This is a genomic window from Lysinibacillus contaminans, from assembly GCF_001278945.1.
Taxonomy (GTDB): Bacteria; Bacillota; Bacilli; order Bacillales_A; family Planococcaceae; genus Lysinibacillus; species Lysinibacillus contaminans.
This window is the reverse complement of sequence record NZ_LGRV01000003.1, coordinates 1824766-1843453: the sequence shown is the minus strand read 5'-3', so window position 1 is coordinate 1843453 and position 18688 is coordinate 1824766. Positions and strand designations below refer to the sequence as shown.

Sequence of the window (18688 nt, the reverse complement as noted above, 5' to 3'; positions counted from 1 at the left end):
TAACGAGGGTTACAGTTTTATTCATTGGAGGAATTAACGTGAGTAATAAAGTAGAGTATAAATTAATAGCATTGACGTTAGTTTTATTGACGTGTATTGTCGTGCCTATTGTATTTTGGCCAAACGAAACGTCAGAGGTAATTAATACATTTTTTAAAAGCATGACGACCGATTTTGCATGGGCTTTTTTGTTAATCGGATTTGGGTGTGCAGTATTTGCAGTCTTTATGATGTTATCTAAATATGGAAGTATTCGATTAGGTGGAGAGGATGCAAAGCCACATTATACGAAGTTTACATGGATTTCGATGATAATTACATCTGCATTGGCAGCAGGTATTCTCATATTTGGAACAGTCGAGTGGATGTATTATGTGCATGGAACGCCATTTGGTATTGAACCGAAATCTGTTGCAGCTTATGAAACAGCATCGGCATATGGAATGTTCCACTGGGGATTTTCGGCATCTGCATTCTATTTACCCGCATCTTTAGCGATTGGTTATATGTACTGGAATCGCAAGGCAGAATCTATGAAGATTTCTGAAGCTTGTTCTGAAGTATTGGGCAAAGATAAGAGTAGAAATTCCCTTTTAAAATTGATTATTGATGGATTAGTAACGTTTTGCTTTGTAGGTGGAATGTTAATTACTGTAGGTCTGGGCACATCTGTTTTGGGTGAACTAATAGCGAATTTATTACATATTGAAAATACACTTACGCTTAGAATTTCAATTATCGTTATGTTTTGCATATTCTTTATTGGTGCTACTTCACAATCGATTTCAACAGGTATGGCGAAAATTAGTAATTTCAATATTTACTTAGCACTTGCCTTCTTTTTGTTTGTTTTTTTAGTAGGTCCAAAATCATTTATGTTAAATAACTTTGTCATGGCTATGGGAAATAATATTACAAATTTCGTCAAGATGAGTTTTTATACAGATGCAGTGGCACAAACAGGATTTATCCAAAGCTGGACAATCTTTTACTGGGCATGGTACTTAGGTTTATCGATATCAATAGGGTTATGGGTAGCGCGCGTATCGTATGGAAGAACATTTAAAGAAATATCAATGGCTATTTCAATCTTCTTACCTTTAGCATGCTGGATTTCATTTGGTACTTTAGGGAATTACGGTATGGGACTAGAAGTAAATAATATTGCTAATTTCTCAGATATTGCAGTAGCACAAGGAAACAGTGCTGCAACACTTGCTGTATTAAAAACAATGCCGCTTTCAACAATAGCAATCATTGTATTTGTTATATTAGTATTCTTTAACCTTGCAACAAGTGCGACGAGTGTTTCAACAGTTGTTGCAATGCTTACATCTAAAAATCTAAAAGCCGATGAAGAACCAAATAAGTGGTTCAAGGTAATGTGGGGATGCATCTTCATGGTGTTACCAGTAGCTATTTTGTATTTGGAAAACGTAGTAGATGGATTAAATATATTAGGGATTTTACAATCCTTTACATCGATATTTGGCATACCTATGCTTTTTGTTAATATTATCCTTCTCTGGTCAGCGGTTAAAGCCATAAAAGCAGATCTTCAGAGTGGTAAATTAAAGTTATAAGGCACGATTAGTTATTTATCGGGGGTAGGGTAAGATTTATGGGAGGGATAGGGATGTACGACAACATAGCTGTTTCATTAACAAAGGAACTTATAAGTATCGAATCCTTTACGCTAGAGGGAAAACGAGAAATATTAAAATTTATGTATAACAAAATAAAAGAAGAAACTGCAGCAGATGTACAAATTATTGATGCGCAAAGTGAAAATCCATATTTGATTGCACATCATAAAAATGGAGAAGGCTATAAACTGCTATTACATGGACATCTTGATACGGTATCTTTAGATGGAGTAAATAATCCGTTGAATCCCATAGAAAAAGCAGGCGAAATTTATGGCCGTGGCTCGTGTGATATGAAGTCTGGTTGTGCATGTAATTACGCCGCATTTAAGTATGCATGTGATCATCATGTAAAAGGCGATGTGTACTTGATGTATTCTACAGATGAAGAGACTAATGCGCAGCAAACGGTATCTGCTTTTGAAAAAGGATTATTGCCTCGTTGTGATATAGGCATAATCACTGAGCCAACGAACCAAATTCTTATGGTTGCACAAAAGGGTGATGCATGGATAGAAGTAGAGTTTATTGGTAAAAGTGCTCACTCAAGTATGCCTGGGCTTGGGGAGAATGCTATTTACATGGCCTGTGAATTTATATTGTCATATAAAAAATATACAGAGAAAAAATACAAAAGTAACCCACATCATTTATTAGGTGAGTCTAAAATGAATGTTGGGGTAATAGGTGGTGGTATTCAGGCCAATAGTGTGCCATCCAGCTGCAAAATTGTTATTGATAAAAGATATCTTCCAAACGAAACGATAGATGATTTTATAGAAGAAATTGATGCAGTTGCAGCAAAAATAAAAGAAACCTATCCAGCATTTCACTATGCAACTAAAACAATAGTGGATTGTACACCAATGGAATTTGATAGTGGCTCGGAGAAGTTTCTACAACTCAAATCATTACTTGAACATGAGCTTGAGCGAAATATAAAGGTTGATGTATTTGGTGGATGGGCAGAGGGTGGCACACTGGCTAAATTTGATACGGATACATTGTACTTTGGTCCAGGCAATCCGATTTATGCCCATGCAGAAGATGAAAGAGTTGGCGTAGAAGACATTAAGGAAGTTACCCGAGGAATGATTTCAATTGTCAAAAATAAGTGTATGTAAAAGTCGACTCAAAGGCAAGATCCAGGTTAACAATGATTCCCTGAAGCAATTTGTCACATAAATTCTTCGGCCTATATCTCAATAAAGATATAGGCCGAAGAATTCTAAATCAATCAGTTTATATTAGTGAATACATATTGATGTCAATAAAGTTTCCATTAGATTTTTAGTACTGTCTTAGTGCCATTCAATGGTGTTGTTCGAATCAGATATTATGACTTAATTTCTCTATGATAAAATTCATATAATTGATCAATAGATGAACTTGATAGGATATGAGTGACTTGTTCAATTTTATCACGTTCCCAATCAAACCAACGCATTTCCATTAACAGTTCGATCTCTTTGTCTGTAAATCGTTTCTTTATCTCTTTAGCAGGATTGCCTCCTACCATTGTGTACGGTGGTACATCTTTAGTAACAACTGATTCAGCTGCAACAATAGCACCTTCGCCTATTGTCACACCGGGCATAATCATTGCATTCATGCCAATCCAGGCATCGCTTTTAATGATTGTATCCCCTTTTGGTTTATATGAATTTTTTATTTGGTCTATAAACGGATACACGGTAATCCACTCAGAATGATGATTGTGATTTCCACCCATTAAAATAATTACACCACTTGCAATGCAAACATAATTTCCTATAATCAATTTATCTAAATACCAACCATTGTCTATGATTGGATTGAATAATTCTCTTGATTTTTTATCTCCCCATAGGTATCTAACACACCCATCTTCAAATTCATAGTTATCGTAGTAACCAGAATAGTAGGAGTATTCCCCTACTTCAATCAAAGGGTTAGTGACAATATCCTTTAGGTACTTTATTTCAGACCAGTGATTAAATTGATGTTGTTTCATTTTTTTTCCTCGCTTCTAAGTAGAATAAATAGGTTTACTTAGAAGCTTGATACCGTAGCAACATTCTTAAGCCGTTTCAAACGACGAACCATCGTTCTCATCCTTTTCCTAATTGATGAGGAGATTGTATCAAATGAATAATCTGATAGTCAAATCTTCTATTGAAAAGTACGAGTTTAGAAGAAAACAAGAAACATATTGTTCAGCAAAAAAAGGAGGGATATCCCATCCCATAACGAAAGAAAATTTACTCAATGAATATAACTAATATTCTCTTTTAAGGTCGGTGAAATCCCAATATACCTAGTAAAATTGCACATAGAAACACTATCAAAAAGAATGAATTGACCAGTATAAGAATCATTCGGATAGTACCTTTAATTCCAAGAAAAGCACTTAATATACCTAGAGCTCCTATAATTAAAGGTGTAAAAATGCTTATATCGAAGAGAAAATCAATAAATTTACCGTACCATTTTGTTGAGTCATACCCAAATATAAGAAAGGTTAACACTAAACAAGCGACAGATAATCCTGTGAAAAATTTTTGCTTCAATTTATCACCACCATCTGAATTGTTTTATAAAGATCTTGTTGAGAAAGTTAGTAGACGTTTTTATAAAATGCTAATATTTGGGATTTATATTTATAAAAGGATAACATAGTTAGAGTGTGTTTAAAACTACGAACTTATTTTAAACTGAACACTTTGAGTGAATTGATAAGAAATTTCATAGGGTATTCTACTTACTACTTCGAATACTCATTCTAATAAACTGAAAGGAGAAGTTATCGTTAACTTCTCTTTTTTTATTTATCTAGACTATAAGAGCAAGAATGAGGACACATTGAATGTCGCTTCCTAGTAAAATGAGATTCATAAACATTAGGAGGCAGTAAAATGACAAAAATTCAAGAATTCAATGAACTCCACACTTCACAGGACATATTATTTATTGGGAATGCTTGGGATCTTCTTTCTGCATTAGTTCTTGAGAAAGCGGGATTTAAAGCCATTGGTACGACAAGTTGGGGAATTGCCAATTCACTAGGATATGCAGATGGAGAATGTATTGATTTTGATAGACATTTAGGGATTATCCAAACAATTACGGGAAATGTAAATATACCAGTTTCCGCTGACATTGAAGCAGGCTATAGTGAAGATATAGATACGATTATTCATCATGTATTAAGGACGGCAGATGTTGGTGTTGCAGGCATCAATATCGAGGATTCATTAAAAATAAAAATGGGATTGAGAGAAACGAAGGATCACAGTCGTCTTTTAACAAAAATGAGAATGGCACTAGATCAAAATGGGTTTAAAAACTTTTATATTAACGCTAGAACAGATACATATTTACAAAGTAATACCCCATTTTTGGAAACGATAGAGAGGGGAAAGGCATACGTGGAAAGTGGGGCAAGTGGGATTTTTGTACCGGGTTTAACTAAGGAAGAAGAAATTAAAGAAATTGCTCTTAATATAGAAGCACCATTAAATATATTATCTTTACCAGGGTTAACAAATTGTCAAAAGCTGAAAGAACTAGGGGTAAAACGATTTAGCTTTGGAAATGCATTCTCTGATAAAGTTATTGCCTATATGGAAAAGAATGCGGCACAATTGTTGGAGTCAAAAGATACAGCATTATTATATAAGGATTAAACAATAAAAGGTGGGGATTCGAAGGTGGATAACATTAATCTCTCTTTTGAAGAAATGTGGGAAAAAATAATTACATGTGATAGTACATACGACGGACTATTTTATACAGCTGTAAAAACGACAAAGATCTACTGTCGTCCTTCATGTAAATCAAGGAAGCCGAAAAAAGTAAATGTAGACTTCTATTATGAAATCATGGAAGTTGAAAAAGCTGGTTTTCGTGCCTGCAAGAGATGCCAGCCGGAAGTTGAGCATTCCCACCACACTGAACTTGTTAAAAAAGTAACGAGCTTTTTAATAAATCATTATAATCAAAAGTTAACTTTACAAGATATTGCCGATCATGTCGGGATAAGCCCTTTTCATCTTGAACGTATATTCAAACAGGAAACTACAGAGACGCCACGAGCTTATTTAGAAAAAATAAGAGTAGATAAAGCAACACATCTTCTTAAAAGTACAGACCTGACTAATCTTGAGATTTGCTATGAAGTTGGATTCCAAAGTACTTCAAGTTTTTATAAATCATTTCGCCATTTAACAAAATGTTCGCCAAGTCAGTATCGTAGTCAAGAAGGCTAAGGGGGTGTGAAAATGAATTGGATTAATCACCAATCATATTTAGAAATTTATCCACCAGCAGAATTCAATTTTGAAGAGTGCTTGGTGTTCTTAAGCAGGTCTGACCAAGAATTGTTGCATCAAATAAGAGATGGTTATTTGTATAAACTAATAAAAATAGAACAAGAATTAGTGCTATGTAAAATTGGGTGTAGACAAAATGTAATGCAAGTTGAATTTCCAATCAATCCTCCTGTTCAGCGAATCCGAGAAGAAATAGTAGCGTATATATGGGAATGGTTTGATTTGGATAGTGATTTAACTGCTTTTTATGTAGCAGCAAAACAAGACAAGATATTACAGGGAGTTGTCTATAAATATCATGGCTTAAGGATGATGTGTATTCCGGATTTATTTGAAGCGCTGACTTGGGCAGTTATTGGTCAGCAAATTAATTTAACATTTGCTTATACATTAAAGAAACGTTTTATTGAAAATTTTGGTGAGTGTCTCATTTTTGAAGGAAACACCTATTGTTTATTTCCTACATTTGAAATGATCGGAAGCATAGAAGTGGAGGATTTACGGAAACTTCAATTTACTGCTAGGAAGTCTGAGTATATTATTGAACTTGCAAAAAGGATGGGAAATGGTCAACTAACAAAAGAAACTTTAATTCAGAAAAAAGACTATCCAAAAGTAAAGAAGGCTTTAATGGAACATAGAGGGATAGGTGCTTGGACCGCTGATTATGTAATGATGAAATGCTTACATCACCCAAATGCTTTTCCAATAACTGATGTCGGTCTTCACAATGCATTGAAATTACAATTAGGACTGGAACGCAAGCCAACACTAGAAGAAATTAAAAACCTAGCTGAAAATTGGGTAGGGTGGGAAGCATATTCTACTTTTTATCTTTGGAGGTCACTATATGATTAGTCTGCACAAACTGGATTATCTATCACCAATAGGCGTATTAGAGATAATAGGAACAGATGAAGCAATTGTTTCCATAATGTTTAGCAATGTTGATAAAATTGTTAACAGGAAAAATGCTGAAACACCGCATGTTTTAGAAGAGTGCTACAAGCAACTGGATGAATATTTTAAAGGAAAGAGATATACATTTACCATTCCAATTATGTACGAGGGGACAGCTTTTCAAAAAGAAGTGTGGGGCTATTTAGCAAGTATTGCTTATGGTACAACTAGTACGTATAAAGATATTGCTATCGCCATTGGAAATGAAAAAGCAATCAGAGCAGTGGGGGCTACAAATGGTAAAAATAAGTTAAGCATCGTCATTCCTTGTCATCGAGTAATCGGAACAAATGGAAAATTAACAGGCTATGCAGGTGGATTATGGAGAAAAGAGTGGCTCTTGCAGCATGAAAAATCGAATAAACACCCTTTTCAATAATTTTAAACATAACATAGTACCTTCCGTCTAAAAAGAAAAGAAGCTTTCGTCTGTAATGACAAAAGCTTCAGCAGATTTTAATAAATCATGGATAGGATGAATGTCCAGATACAAACAAATGCCAGTAATGCGATACTATATTTCAACGTCATTTTCGTTAACTCGGACTCTTTACCAGTTTGTCCAACAGCAGCCGTTGCAATGGCGATCGATTGTGGGGAAATTAGCTTGGCCATTACACCCCCAGCAGTATTAGCAGATACTAATAAAGCTGAATCTACACCAATAATGCTACCTGCAGTGGCTTGGATTGGTGCAAACAATGTATTATTATTTACTACGGATCCCGTCATAAATACGCCAATCCATCCTAGAATTGGTGATAATAATGGGAAGACATTGCCTGTCGTTGCTACTGCTTCACCTAATGCACTAGTTAAGCCCGCATACGTCATGAGTTTAGCAATTCCGAGAATGGCACAAATCATTACAATTGGAATCCAAAATTCTGAAATTGTTCTTTTCAAAAGTTTAAAACCATGACCTAAATTAATGGATTCTGTTGTGAATATAGTAGTTAAACCTGCCAACAAGATGGCTGTACCTGTCGCACTTACTAACTCAATACTTGAACTCAATGTGGATCCAGGTATGCCAAAGGTCAATTTAGTAAAGGAAAGTGCGCCACCTTCTGCAAATAGGTTTTTAAATGCTGGAATACTCCAAATTAAGATAAAGATACTCAATAAGTAAAATGGAGACCAAGCTTTTATTACGTCACTTCTTGAATGTTGTTCAATTTTAACCTCTTCATTATTAAGTAAGAAGATATTTTTTGGCTTCCATTTTCTCAAGAAGACAGCTAATAAGCCCATAGCTAGTAAAGGAGGAATAATATCAGCTAATTCAGGACCGACAAACACGGTAATAATTGCTTGCGTAACCGTATAGGTAGCAGATACAACAAGAATTGCTGGTAATGTTTCTTTAATCCCTTTAATCCCATCAATTAAGAAAACAAGTAAGAATGGAATTGTAAAGTTAATAATAGGAAGCGTTAATGCTGTCATTGCCGAAACATCCATTGTCGTTACGCCGCCTGCTAAATTTAATGTACCTGTAATACCTACTGGAATACCAATTGCACCAAATGCTCCAGAGGCACCATTTGCTATCAGACAGAGCATCGCAGCTTGTAAAGGTTTGAATCCTAACGAAACTAAAAGTACCGCACAGATAGCAATTGGTACACCAAATCCGGCCGCTCCTTCAAGGAAAGCATTAAAACAGAAACCGATTAGCAGTAGCTGTAGTCGCTGATCTTGTGAAATACCAGCTATACTTGCACGTAATACATCAAATTTTCCTGAATCAACCGAAATTTTATATAACCAGACGGCCATAACAATAATATAACCAATGGGCCAAATACCTTGAATGGCACCTTGAATGACACTTCCAACTGACTCGCTAATAGGTAGTTTAAATACAAGCATAGCGATAATAAAGGTGATGACTAAATTTAATAAGGCTGCATAAATACCCTTCATTTTAAATATAGTCAAACATAACAGAAATATTATAATGGGAATTGCTGCAATCATTGAGGAGAGAACTAAATTATCGAATGGATTATAAGTTTCTACTAACATGATGTATTGCTCCTTTGTTAGAAAATCTTAAAACCTTTTTGGAATTACTTCCAAAAAGGTGATTGAACTTCTTTCAACGTTTTAACGGAATGTGCTAATTTTTCTTGCTCTTCCGGGCTCAAAGGAAGTTCTACTATGTTTTTTCTTCCGCCGCGATTAATAACTGTAGGGACACCAATATACACATCGCTGTGACCATATTCGCCTTCTAACAAAGAGCCAACAGGTAAGACGACTTCTTCATTTCGTAAGATGGCTTTTGTGATTCGAGCTAGCCCCATTGCAATACCATAGTAAGTAGCACCTTTTGCATCAATAATTTCATAAGCTGCATCACGAACTTGCGTGTAGATTTCTTCTTTTCTTTGATCTGATAGTTCAGAGGCAATTTGCTTTCCAGAAATATTCGCTGTACTCCAAACAGGAAGTTCTGAATCTCCATGCTCACCAATGATATACGCATGAACACTTGTTGGTGCTACATCAAATTCTTCACCAAGTAGGTAACGGAATCTTGCAGAGTCTAAAATTGTTCCTGAACCGATAACTCTCTCTTTCGGCAGACCTGAGTATTTCCAAGTTGCATAAGCTAAAATATCTACCGGGTTGGAAGCGACTAAGAATATACCATCAAATCCAGATTCCATTATGCTTCCTACGATGGATTTAAAAATTTTAAGGTTTTTGCCTACAAGGTCAAGGCGTGTTTCACCAGGCTTTTGAGCTGCTCCTGCACAAATAACAACAATTGCGGCATCTTTGCAATCACTGTAAGTACCGTATTTAATTTTCTGAGGAATCGGTGCATACACAAGACCATGATTTAAGTCCGCTGCGTCTGCTTTTGTTTTTGCTTCGTTTATATCTACAAGTACTAACTCTTCGCAAATTCCTTGATTTGTTAATGCATAGGCATAACTAGATCCCACTGCTCCTGCACCAACTAATACAACTTTATCTCCACGTGTTAAACTCATCTTACATACCTCCAGTTAAAATTTTATGATCATTAAAAGGAATTTCACAAATGACTAAACGTAGTTTGGCATTGATTATTAGGAATATACTCTCTTTTAAAAGTTCCAATATATTCATGCATGCCATGTATTTCATTGAACTGCACAACATTTTTTTGCTTAATGTGTGGTGTTTTTTTATGATTTGTACTCAAAAAAATTTTATGAAAGAAGATTCTAGTTTAAGGTGCTCTATTTCCTTGAAATTTTGAATTAGTTTCTTTTCAAGGAGAATGGGACAACTCATGTTTTGACCGGTCAGCTTGTATAGTAAGTTGTCTAATTTTTACGTTTATAAAATACCATATGTTTATTTCATTTTTCAAACCAATTTTAAATTTTTTTTATTAAGTTTGAACTATTTGTGATAGTTTTAAAAAATATTCAAAAGTGCCTTTATAGCTAGGGTATAGGAAGATTATTTTTTTAAAAAAGTCTTCCTATATATAAGATTTTCACGACTTTGGGTCTGAGAAAATCTCAATACGTATCGCGTATCTATGCGCGGGTGAGCTTATTTTTATAAGTGGATAATGATTCACAACATACGCTAAATCAATAGGGTCTGATAGAGGATATTAACAAAATAAAAAGCATTCACTATAGAAAATCTTAGTGAATGCTTTTTGATTTCTATAATAGTAGAAGCAGGCTTTTTAAAATGATATTTTGACGAAAATGTGAAAGGGTTTTCATTTTTGTAAGAGAATCTCGAAAATAGGTTTGAAAAAGTAAGGGAACATGTGATACTTTATATACATACCAATTAGACAACTAATTATACAAGTTAAATATTTATTAAATAGTTGTGTAATTATTTTTTTCCTTGAAAAGAAAACGCATTCATACTTCCAAGGAAATAGTACACCCTAATTTAGTATCTGCTTTATAAATTTTTTTAAAAGAAGGAGACTTATTCGATGACTACAACACACAAAGAAACACCACACATTAAGCCTAATGGAGTAGAAATTGCAGAAACAATTCTACTACCAGGAGATCCACTACGAGCTAAATTTATTGCTGAAAACTTTTTAGAAGATGTTGTACAGTTCAATGAAGTGCGTGGCATGCTTGGCTATACTGGGACTTACAATGGTAAGAAAATCTCTGTAATGGGTACAGGTATGGGTACTGCGAGTATGGGTATCTATTCATGGGAATTAATCAATATCTTTGGCGTTAAAAACTTAATTCGTATTGGATCTGCGGGTTCAATTCAAGACGATTTGAACTTATATGACATCGTGTTTGCAATGGGTTCAGCAACAGATACAAACTACGCACACCAATATAACCTACCTGGACACTATTCAATTACTGCATCTTATGAATTGTTAGAAAAAGCGAAGAAAGTTGCAGATGAAAAAGGATATCCAGTTCGTGTAGGTAACGTTCTTTCAAGTGATATCTTCTACAACGCTGATGAAACAGCAATGCAAAGATGGAGTGAAATGGGTATTTTATGTGCGGAAATGGAATCAGCTGGTTTATACATGAATGCTGCACGCGCAGGTGTAAATGCACTTTGTATCTTAACAATCAGTGACCACATCTTCAAACATGAGCAAACAACTCAATTAGAAAGACAAACTGCATTTACTAAAATGATGGAAATCGCTTTAGAACTTGCTGAATAAATGAGCTGTATCAACCAATAAAGACTGTGGGGAAAGGAAATTGTCTAATTTCCCACACCCCCACAGACTATTTTAATATCAAAAATGAATTTGAAAAACGATAAATATTTCGGGAGGAGAAACTTAAAATGGAAGCGGTTAATAAAAATGAAACGCAAAACTTTAATGCGAAAAAAGCAGTTCCTGTAATCTTATTTTTCTTCCTTTTTGCATTAATTATTGATAACTCGTTTAAATTAGTATCCGTAGATATTGCAAAAGACCTTGGTATTTCAGCAACAACAGTTAGTTGGCAAGCAACATTAGCTGGTTTAGTAATTGGTATAGGAGCAGTAGTATACGCTTCATTAGCAGACACAATTAATATCCGTACACTTTTAAGCGCAGGTATTATTTTTATCGTTGTTGGATCGTTAATTGGCTATATTTTTAGAGACAATTTTGCAATGATTCTTTTTGGACGTATTATTCAAACAGCTGGTTTAGCATCTGCTGAAACATTGTATGTTATTTACGTTACGAAACACTTACCTAAAGAGGAACAAAAGAAGTTCTTAGGATTAAGTACAAGTAGTTATGCCTTGTCAATGTTAATTGGTTCTTTAACAGGTGGATTTATTTCTACTTACTTACACTGGACAACTTTATTCTTAATTGCTTTATTATCAATCGCTATCCTGCCATTCATCTTAAAGCTTTTACCGAAAGAAAAGTCTACGAAGGGTCATGTTGACGTAATTGGATTATTCTTAATCGCAGCAATTGCTACAACAATTATGTTATATATCTCAAACTTTAACTGGCTATATCTAATCGGTTTTGCGGTTGCATTGGGTCTATTCTTAACTTACATCAGTAAGAGCTCAAAAGCATTAATTGATGCGAGTTTCTTCAAAAATAAACATTTCATTCGTACGCTACCAATAGTATTTATTATTTACTCTGTACAATTAGGTTATATTTTTGCCTTCCCATTCATTTTAGAGGAAATATATGATTTGAAACTAGATATGATTTCACTGTTACTAATCCCAGGATATGTGGCTTCTGTTATTATTGGTGCACTTTCTGGTAAGATTGGTCAAGTATTAAGCAGTAAGCAAGCTACACTAATTGCACTAGGTGGTATCGCAATTGCGCTACTCATTCCAGGATTATTTACTGACAGCTCTGTTGTTATTTACGTACTCTCTATGGTTATATTCTCTGGTTCATTTGCATTTATGTATGCACCTTTACTTGATACTTGTCTCAGCTCGATTCCTAAAGAAAAATCAGGAACAGCAATTGGTTTCTACAACTTAACGATAAATGTATCTGCTTCTATCGGTATCGCTTACACAGCAGCCATGCTTGATAAAATCAGCATTTCAACAATTTTAATTGTACTTTCAGTTATTGTAGTTGTAGCACTTGGATTGTACTGGGTTTTATTAGGTAAACTTTTGAAAACAGAAAATTAAGTAAGATTTTTAAGTGAATGTGTCACAGCCAAAAACTGTGGCACATTTTTTAATATATAGTTAAGTAATACCAATATTTAGTAAGCGTAAAATACATGATATAATACATAGTAAAGGAAAATCAGATGGTCAATCATATGAAAATAATATAGGTGTGTGAAAAGATGGAATCTAAAATCGCTAACATGCAAGAAAGAAAAAAACCTTTATATATTACTGTTTATGATGAATTATTTAGATTGATAATGGAAGGTACGTTTCAGTCAGATAGCCAATTGCCTACGGAACCCGAATTAGCAAAAATGTTCGGGGTAAGCAGAATGACATTAAGGCAGGCCCTTTCTCTTCTAGAAGATGATGGACTGGTGAGAAGGGTACATGGCAAAGGGAATTTCATTACAAAAATTCCAACCAATGCGCCAAAAATTGGACTTGAGAAAATAGGGAATCCCATTTATAAAACCCATACAAAACAAATAGACGATGTCGAAATGAAGTTTAGAATTGATTTGGATAGCGACTATACACAGCAAGTATTGTGTAGGAAATCAGCGGCAGTAGTTGCGTTGGAGCGTTTTTATAAAAGTGATGGAGAGGTAGTAGCGTATGGCTTCACGTTTATGTCAATAGAAGCTGTGTCTGAACTAAATTTAAATTTACAAGAAAATGATCAATTATTAGAAATGCTGGAAAGCGGTATTTACGAGCTTGCAAATAGATCCACGACTGAAATAAAACGTTCGACCTCTGTAAATTCTTCACTACAAGAATATAAAGTTGTTGGTGGAGAAGACTGTGATTTATTATTGGAGAGTGTATTCGTCCATGATAATTATCCATTAGTTTATAATAAATACTATATTCCTAAAGAATTTAGTCTCTTGAAAATAAATGCAGTAAAATAAGGTTTGTACCTATAAAAGCGGGATTTTGTAGTGTTTTATAGAGAATAGCCTTTGGACTAAAAGCTTGTATATGCGCAAGTTTGACGTAGAAAACATGTATGACCACTCAATTGGATTCAATTCAATTGAGTGGTTTTTTGTTTTTTATATAGAACATTAGGTAAAATATTTCAGAGGTAAAGGCTGTGTCAATACTAAGTCAGTAGAAATACTATCACTACAGTAATCCAAAAGTCATGACATAATTCCCACGTATTTTGCCAAGCTATATGAAAAGATTTAGGGAAGGTGATGACATGCAAAACGACTATCATGCAGGAGATATTGTCTATATTTTTTATCGAAATCCGCATATCCAGAATGTAGCTAATATACAGGAAGCGGCGGTTGTAAAGAATCCAGAAAATCCAGGTGAATTAGCGCTTTTTTTGTATGAGACGTACTATCCGTTAACAAATGAGCTAGCTATATATGCTAGTGAAGCAGATGCAGAACATGCATATCAAAAGTACTTTCATTAATGGAGGCGGGTCATGAGAAAGCCCTTTATACCGCAACTTGTTTATTTTGAGCCGAATGCTTTAGATTATCCGCTTGGCAAAGAACTAAAAGAAAAATTTGAGCAGATGGGCGTGGAAATTCGCTATACGACTTCTCACAATCAGGTGCGCAATCTTCCTGGAGATAATGATTTTCAAAAGTACCGTATTGCAAAATCTACACTGGTCGTTGGCATTCGAAAAACGCTTAAGTTTGATACATCAAAACCCTCAGCTGAATATGCGATTCCCTTTGCGACAGGCTGTATGGGGCATTGTCATTATTGTTATTTGCAAACAACGATGGGGAGTAAGCCTTATATCCGTACGTATGTGAATGTCGATGAAATTCTGGAAGCTGCTGACCAGTATATGGCTGAGCGTGCTCCTGAAATTACGCGATTTGAAGCGTCTTGTACGTCTGACATTGTAGGAATCGATCACTTAACGCATACATTGAAAAGGGCAATTGAGCATTTTGGGCAGACAGAACTTGGTCGATTGCGATTTGTGACGAAATTTCATCATGTCGATCATTTGCTGGATGCCAAGCATAACGGTAAGACAAGATTTCGTTTCAGTGTAAATGCCGATTATGTCATTAAACACTTTGAGCCGGGCACCTCTCCTTTAGCCAAACGGATAGAAGCTGCAGGAAAAGTGGCAAGAGCCGGGTATCCACTTGGATTTATCGTAGCACCAATTTACCTCCATGAAGGATGGGAGGAAGGGTATTATCACATGTTTGAACGCCTTGATGCGGAATTGCCGCGTGATGCACGAGATGATATTACGTTTGAATTTATTCAACATCGGTTTACGAAGCCTGCTAAAAAAGTCATTGAAAAAAACTATCCAATGACTAAATTGGAACTGGATGAATCCGCAAGAAGGTATAAATGGGGCAAATATGGGATTGGCAAATACATCTATCAGAAAGAAGAGGAAGAGGATATAAAGGAGCATCTTTACGATTATATGGAGAAATTTTTCCCCGACGCTAAATTAGAATATTTTACGTAAAAGCACTTGTACTATGAATTTACGATACGGCCTAATGAAAATACCCTTCCCATTTGTAGATGAGGAGGGTATTTATTGTAGTACATTATTGTGCTGTGAGCCCGCCGTCAATAACGAATTCCGAACCGGTTGAGTAGCTTGATTCATCTGATGCAAGGAACAATACTAAGTTGGATACTTCTTCAGATTGTGCCATGCGTTTTAATGGAATATGTTTTGCGAATTCTTTAATTTGTTCAACTGCATCACCTTCAGTAACCATTGGTGTTTCGATAACACCTGGATGTATTGAGTTTACGCGGATTCCGTAATGAGCAAATTCAAGTGCAGCAGCTTTCGTCATACCACGTACAGCAAATTTGGTATCTGTGTAACCAATTGCACCGCCTACTAATCCGTTAATTGATGAAATATTAACAATTGATCCATTTTCTGTTTTTTGCATAGAAGGTAAAACAGCTTTCATACCAAGGAATACTGATACTTGGTTAATGTCGACGATTTTACGGTATTGCTCTAATGTCATTTGTGCGATAGAAGAGGCGATACTAATACCTGCGTTGTTTACTAAAATATGTACTGGACCGAAAGCATTTTCAGTTTCAGTGACAACGTTTGCCCAGTCAGCTTCGCTGGAAACATCTTGTTTGATGAATTTTGCGTTTTCGCCAAGTTCTTGAGCTAAGGCTGTTCCTGCTTCTACATTTAAATCTGTAAGTACTACTTTAGCCCCCTCTGCGATAAATTTACGTGCGTGTGATTCACCCATTCCGCGTGCGCCACCTGTAATAATAGCTACTTTTCCTGTTAAACGACCCATGTGAAATCTCTCCTTGTTATAAAAAATTATAATTCAAAATTATTAAAATGCTATATTTATTATAAGTTACATATTTTTACCAGTCAATGGACAGCAAACTTCATGCGGCCTAAAGCAATCGTTTAAATATGCATTTCTACGATGATCTTTATTAATAAATCATGGATTGGATCATCTTTCGAAAATTTAAAAATGCTGTAATACCAGTTTCCTTGATTAAGAACCAAGCAACCCGATCTTGTCATTTGGTGCTGAAAATCAAAAGTAATGCTGTTTTGTATAAGGGAAAAAGGATGAAATATCCCAGGAGAGTTCATGTTTTTCTGTATAATCCTATTCCTGATGGTAAGGCTAACAAAGATAAGAAAGCACCATGTACGCTTTTAACCAAACTGTTGGTCAGAACACGGAGATATTGAGGTTATTATGTTTTGACAGAGAACACAGCTTAACTTGAAATGACGGAGCAATTTCTAAACAACCATACTTTGAGGTCTATTGGCACGAGAAATATAGTACGATTCCTGCTATCAGCTTTCTCAACCTGGATTCTGAGACATTATTGATTAGTAAAAAAACAAATCTTAAAAAAATATCTAAAGTTGCAAAAAAAAATCATAGGAGTGGAAGTGACTGAGCTAGAGAAAGCTGGTAGTGGCATGCGCTGTATGTCAATACCGCAAAGGAGAAAGTCGTAAAGTATAGGAGTAATGTAAATGGAATCAAAAACGAACAAAGGTCGTATGCTTTGGTGGCAGCTTTCCCTTCTTGGGGTCGGGTGTACAATAGGAACAGGCTTTTTCCTTGGTTCAAGTATGGCCATTAAGAAAAGTGGACCTGCTGTGTTAATTCCCTTTATATTAGCGGCAGTTGGCACATACATCGTCTACGATGCGCTTGGGAAGATGTCTGTTGACAATCCTGATAAAGGTTCTTTCCGTTCCTATGCAAAGAAAGCATTTGGAAGGTGGGCAGGGTTTAGCAATGGATGGGTGTATTTAATTTCAGAAATGCTGATTATGGGTAGTCAACTCATGGCGTTAGGGATATTTACACAGTTTTGGTTTCCTGCTCTTCCACTTTGGATAGGAACAGCCATTTTTGCAGGACTAGGCTTACTCGTCATTCTTACAGGCATCAAGGGATTTGAAAAATTTCAAAATATTTTTGGTGTGATGAAAATCGCGGCCATTGTCATGTTCATCATTGTTGCTGTTGTGATAATTAGTAGAGAGATGAATGGTCAACCGAGTGGTATCAATTCATTGCTAGATACCTATACAAACTTCTTTTCAGAGGGCTATAGAGGGATTTGGCTTGCACTACTATATGCATTTTATGCTTACGGTGGAGTTGAAGTAATGGGTCTTTTAGTCATCGATTTAAAAGAGCCAAAGCAAGCCCCTAAAGCAGGGAAGATTATGATTCTTGTGCTAACCATCATCTACGTATTGTCCATTGGGCTTGCTTTGGTGCTCGTTTCTTGGAAAAACATTAAAATAGAAGAAAGCCCATTTATTACAGCACTTGAAAAATTTCAGTTCCCGTACGTGACGGACATCTTTAATGGCATTCTTATTATTGCTGGTTTTTCAACGATGGTTGGCTCTTTGTATGCCGTGCTGACGATAATAACCTCGCTTGCGGAAGATCGTGATGCGCCTGCTATCCTAGCGAAAAAAGGGAAAATGAAAGTGCCTTTACCAGCCATTGTTTTTATATCTGGTGGGTTACTCATCACCATCTTTATGGGCTTCCTATTGCCAGAAAAGATTTTTGAATATTTGATAACTGCAGCAGGGTTGATGCTTCTTTATAATTGGCTTTTTATATTAGTGACGTATATCAAGCTGATGAAAGTGTCGAAATGGGAACGAGCGAAGACGATCTTCGGGATGTTATTGATCGTAATTACTGTATCAGGGACATTAGGTGAACATGCAAGTAGACTTGGGTTTTATGTAAGTTTATTTTTCATTGTTATTATTGGAATCGCAACTTTGGTAAAGGTGAAAAGATGGGGCAGCAATAAGTCCGCATGATAGCTAATCTAATTTATTAGCACTCAGAAAGAAAATTCAGCGTTCGCAGAGATATATCAGCACTCAGAAAGAAAATTCAGCGTTCGCAGAGGTATATCAGCACTCAGAAAGATAATCCAGTGTTTGCAGAGATATATCAGCACTCAGGAAGATAATTCAGCATTCACAGAAGTATTTCAGCAAGCCATCGAATTACAGCGGAATTGTTTCGCCGTGTTCTTGCCGACCTCTAGAGAAAAATATAAATACCCATCATCATCCTGATTTTTAGTTAATAATATTTTGTTATATTG

At 35.5% G+C, this 18688-nt stretch carries 16 protein-coding genes; 12 read left to right on the top strand and 4 right to left on the bottom strand.

Annotation, left to right across the window (positions count from 1 at the left end):
• Positions 1-38 precede the first annotated feature (38 nt).
• The gene (locus AEA09_RS11155; protein WP_053583909.1) at positions 39-1583 is read left to right on the top strand and encodes a BCCT family transporter; all 1545 of its coding nucleotides are present in this window, start codon (positions 39-41) and stop codon (positions 1581-1583) included.
• Between the two features lie 53 nt (positions 1584-1636).
• Positions 1637-2770, top strand: coding sequence for a M20 family metallopeptidase (locus AEA09_RS11150; protein ID WP_053583908.1), 1134 nt, complete (start codon positions 1637-1639; stop codon positions 2768-2770).
• A 212-nt stretch (positions 2771-2982) separates the two neighbouring features.
• On the opposite strand, the gene AEA09_RS11145 is transcribed toward AEA09_RS11150, so the two are convergent.
• The gene (locus AEA09_RS11145; RefSeq protein WP_053583907.1) at positions 2983-3639 is read right to left on the bottom strand and encodes a CatB-related O-acetyltransferase; all 657 of its coding nucleotides are present in this window, start codon (positions 3637-3639) and stop codon (positions 2983-2985) included.
• Positions 3640-4540: 901 nt separating this feature from the next.
• Between AEA09_RS11145 and AEA09_RS11135 the strand changes: the two genes are divergently transcribed.
• The 4 genes from AEA09_RS11135 to AEA09_RS11120 are packed head-to-tail and all read left to right on the top strand — an operon-like array spanning position 4541 to position 7295.
• On the top strand, positions 4541-5311 hold the full coding sequence (locus AEA09_RS11135; protein WP_053583905.1) for an isocitrate lyase/PEP mutase family protein: 771 nt from the start codon (positions 4541-4543) through the stop codon (positions 5309-5311).
• Positions 5312-5335: 24 nt separating this feature from the next.
• The gene (locus tag AEA09_RS11130) at positions 5336-5893 is read left to right on the top strand and encodes a bifunctional transcriptional activator/DNA repair enzyme AdaA (RefSeq protein ID WP_211263246.1); all 558 of its coding nucleotides are present in this window, start codon (positions 5336-5338) and stop codon (positions 5891-5893) included.
• A gap of 12 nt (positions 5894-5905) precedes the next feature.
• Positions 5906-6814: a DNA-3-methyladenine glycosylase 2 gene (locus AEA09_RS11125; protein WP_053583904.1), complete on the top strand. Its 909-nt coding sequence runs from the start codon at positions 5906-5908 to the stop codon at positions 6812-6814.
• Entirely contained in the window at positions 6807-7295 is a 489-nt protein-coding gene (locus AEA09_RS11120) for a methylated-DNA--[protein]-cysteine S-methyltransferase (RefSeq protein ID WP_053583903.1), read from the top strand. Before AEA09_RS11125 ends, AEA09_RS11120 begins: the two co-directional genes overlap by 8 nt.
• A gap of 77 nt (positions 7296-7372) precedes the next feature.
• Here the strand turns inward: AEA09_RS11120 and AEA09_RS11115 are convergent, their stop codons facing one another.
• Positions 7373-8947, bottom strand: coding sequence for an L-lactate permease (locus tag AEA09_RS11115; RefSeq protein ID WP_053583902.1), 1575 nt, complete (start codon positions 8945-8947; stop codon positions 7373-7375).
• A gap of 44 nt (positions 8948-8991) precedes the next feature.
• Positions 8992-9924 (bottom strand): L-lactate dehydrogenase, encoded by a 933-nt coding sequence (locus tag AEA09_RS11110; RefSeq protein WP_053583901.1) that lies wholly within the window; start codon positions 9922-9924, stop codon positions 8992-8994.
• Positions 9925-10883: 959 nt separating this feature from the next.
• Here AEA09_RS11110 and deoD point away from each other — a divergent pair.
• The 5 genes from deoD to splB all read left to right on the top strand — a co-directional run bounded on the left by deoD (position 10884) and on the right by splB (position 15533).
• The gene (gene deoD, locus AEA09_RS11105) at positions 10884-11603 is read left to right on the top strand and encodes a purine-nucleoside phosphorylase (protein ID WP_053583900.1); all 720 of its coding nucleotides are present in this window, start codon (positions 10884-10886) and stop codon (positions 11601-11603) included.
• Between the two features lie 128 nt (positions 11604-11731).
• Complete coding sequence (locus AEA09_RS11100; RefSeq protein ID WP_053583899.1) at positions 11732-13066, top strand: MFS transporter; 1335 nt, start codon at positions 11732-11734, stop codon at positions 13064-13066.
• A 164-nt stretch (positions 13067-13230) separates the two neighbouring features.
• Positions 13231-13971: a GntR family transcriptional regulator gene (locus tag AEA09_RS11095; RefSeq protein WP_053583898.1), complete on the top strand. Its 741-nt coding sequence runs from the start codon at positions 13231-13233 to the stop codon at positions 13969-13971.
• Between the two features lie 296 nt (positions 13972-14267).
• Complete coding sequence (locus AEA09_RS11090; protein ID WP_053583897.1) at positions 14268-14492, top strand: transcriptional regulator SplA domain-containing protein; 225 nt, start codon at positions 14268-14270, stop codon at positions 14490-14492.
• A 12-nt stretch (positions 14493-14504) separates the two neighbouring features.
• Positions 14505-15533 (top strand): spore photoproduct lyase, encoded by a 1029-nt coding sequence (splB, locus tag AEA09_RS11085; RefSeq protein WP_053583896.1) that lies wholly within the window; start codon positions 14505-14507, stop codon positions 15531-15533.
• Positions 15534-15618: 85 nt separating this feature from the next.
• Here splB and AEA09_RS11080 read toward each other — a convergent pair whose 3' ends face one another.
• Positions 15619-16353, bottom strand: coding sequence for a glucose 1-dehydrogenase (locus tag AEA09_RS11080; RefSeq protein ID WP_053583895.1), 735 nt, complete (start codon positions 16351-16353; stop codon positions 15619-15621).
• A 716-nt stretch (positions 16354-17069) separates the two neighbouring features.
• On the opposite strand from AEA09_RS11080, the gene AEA09_RS11075 reads away from it, so the two are divergent.
• Positions 17070-18395 carry an amino acid permease gene (locus AEA09_RS11075; protein ID WP_053583894.1) on the top strand — a complete coding sequence of 442 codons (1326 nt, stop codon included), beginning with the start codon at positions 17070-17072 and terminating at the stop codon, positions 18393-18395.
• Positions 18396-18688: the final 293 nt, after the last annotated feature.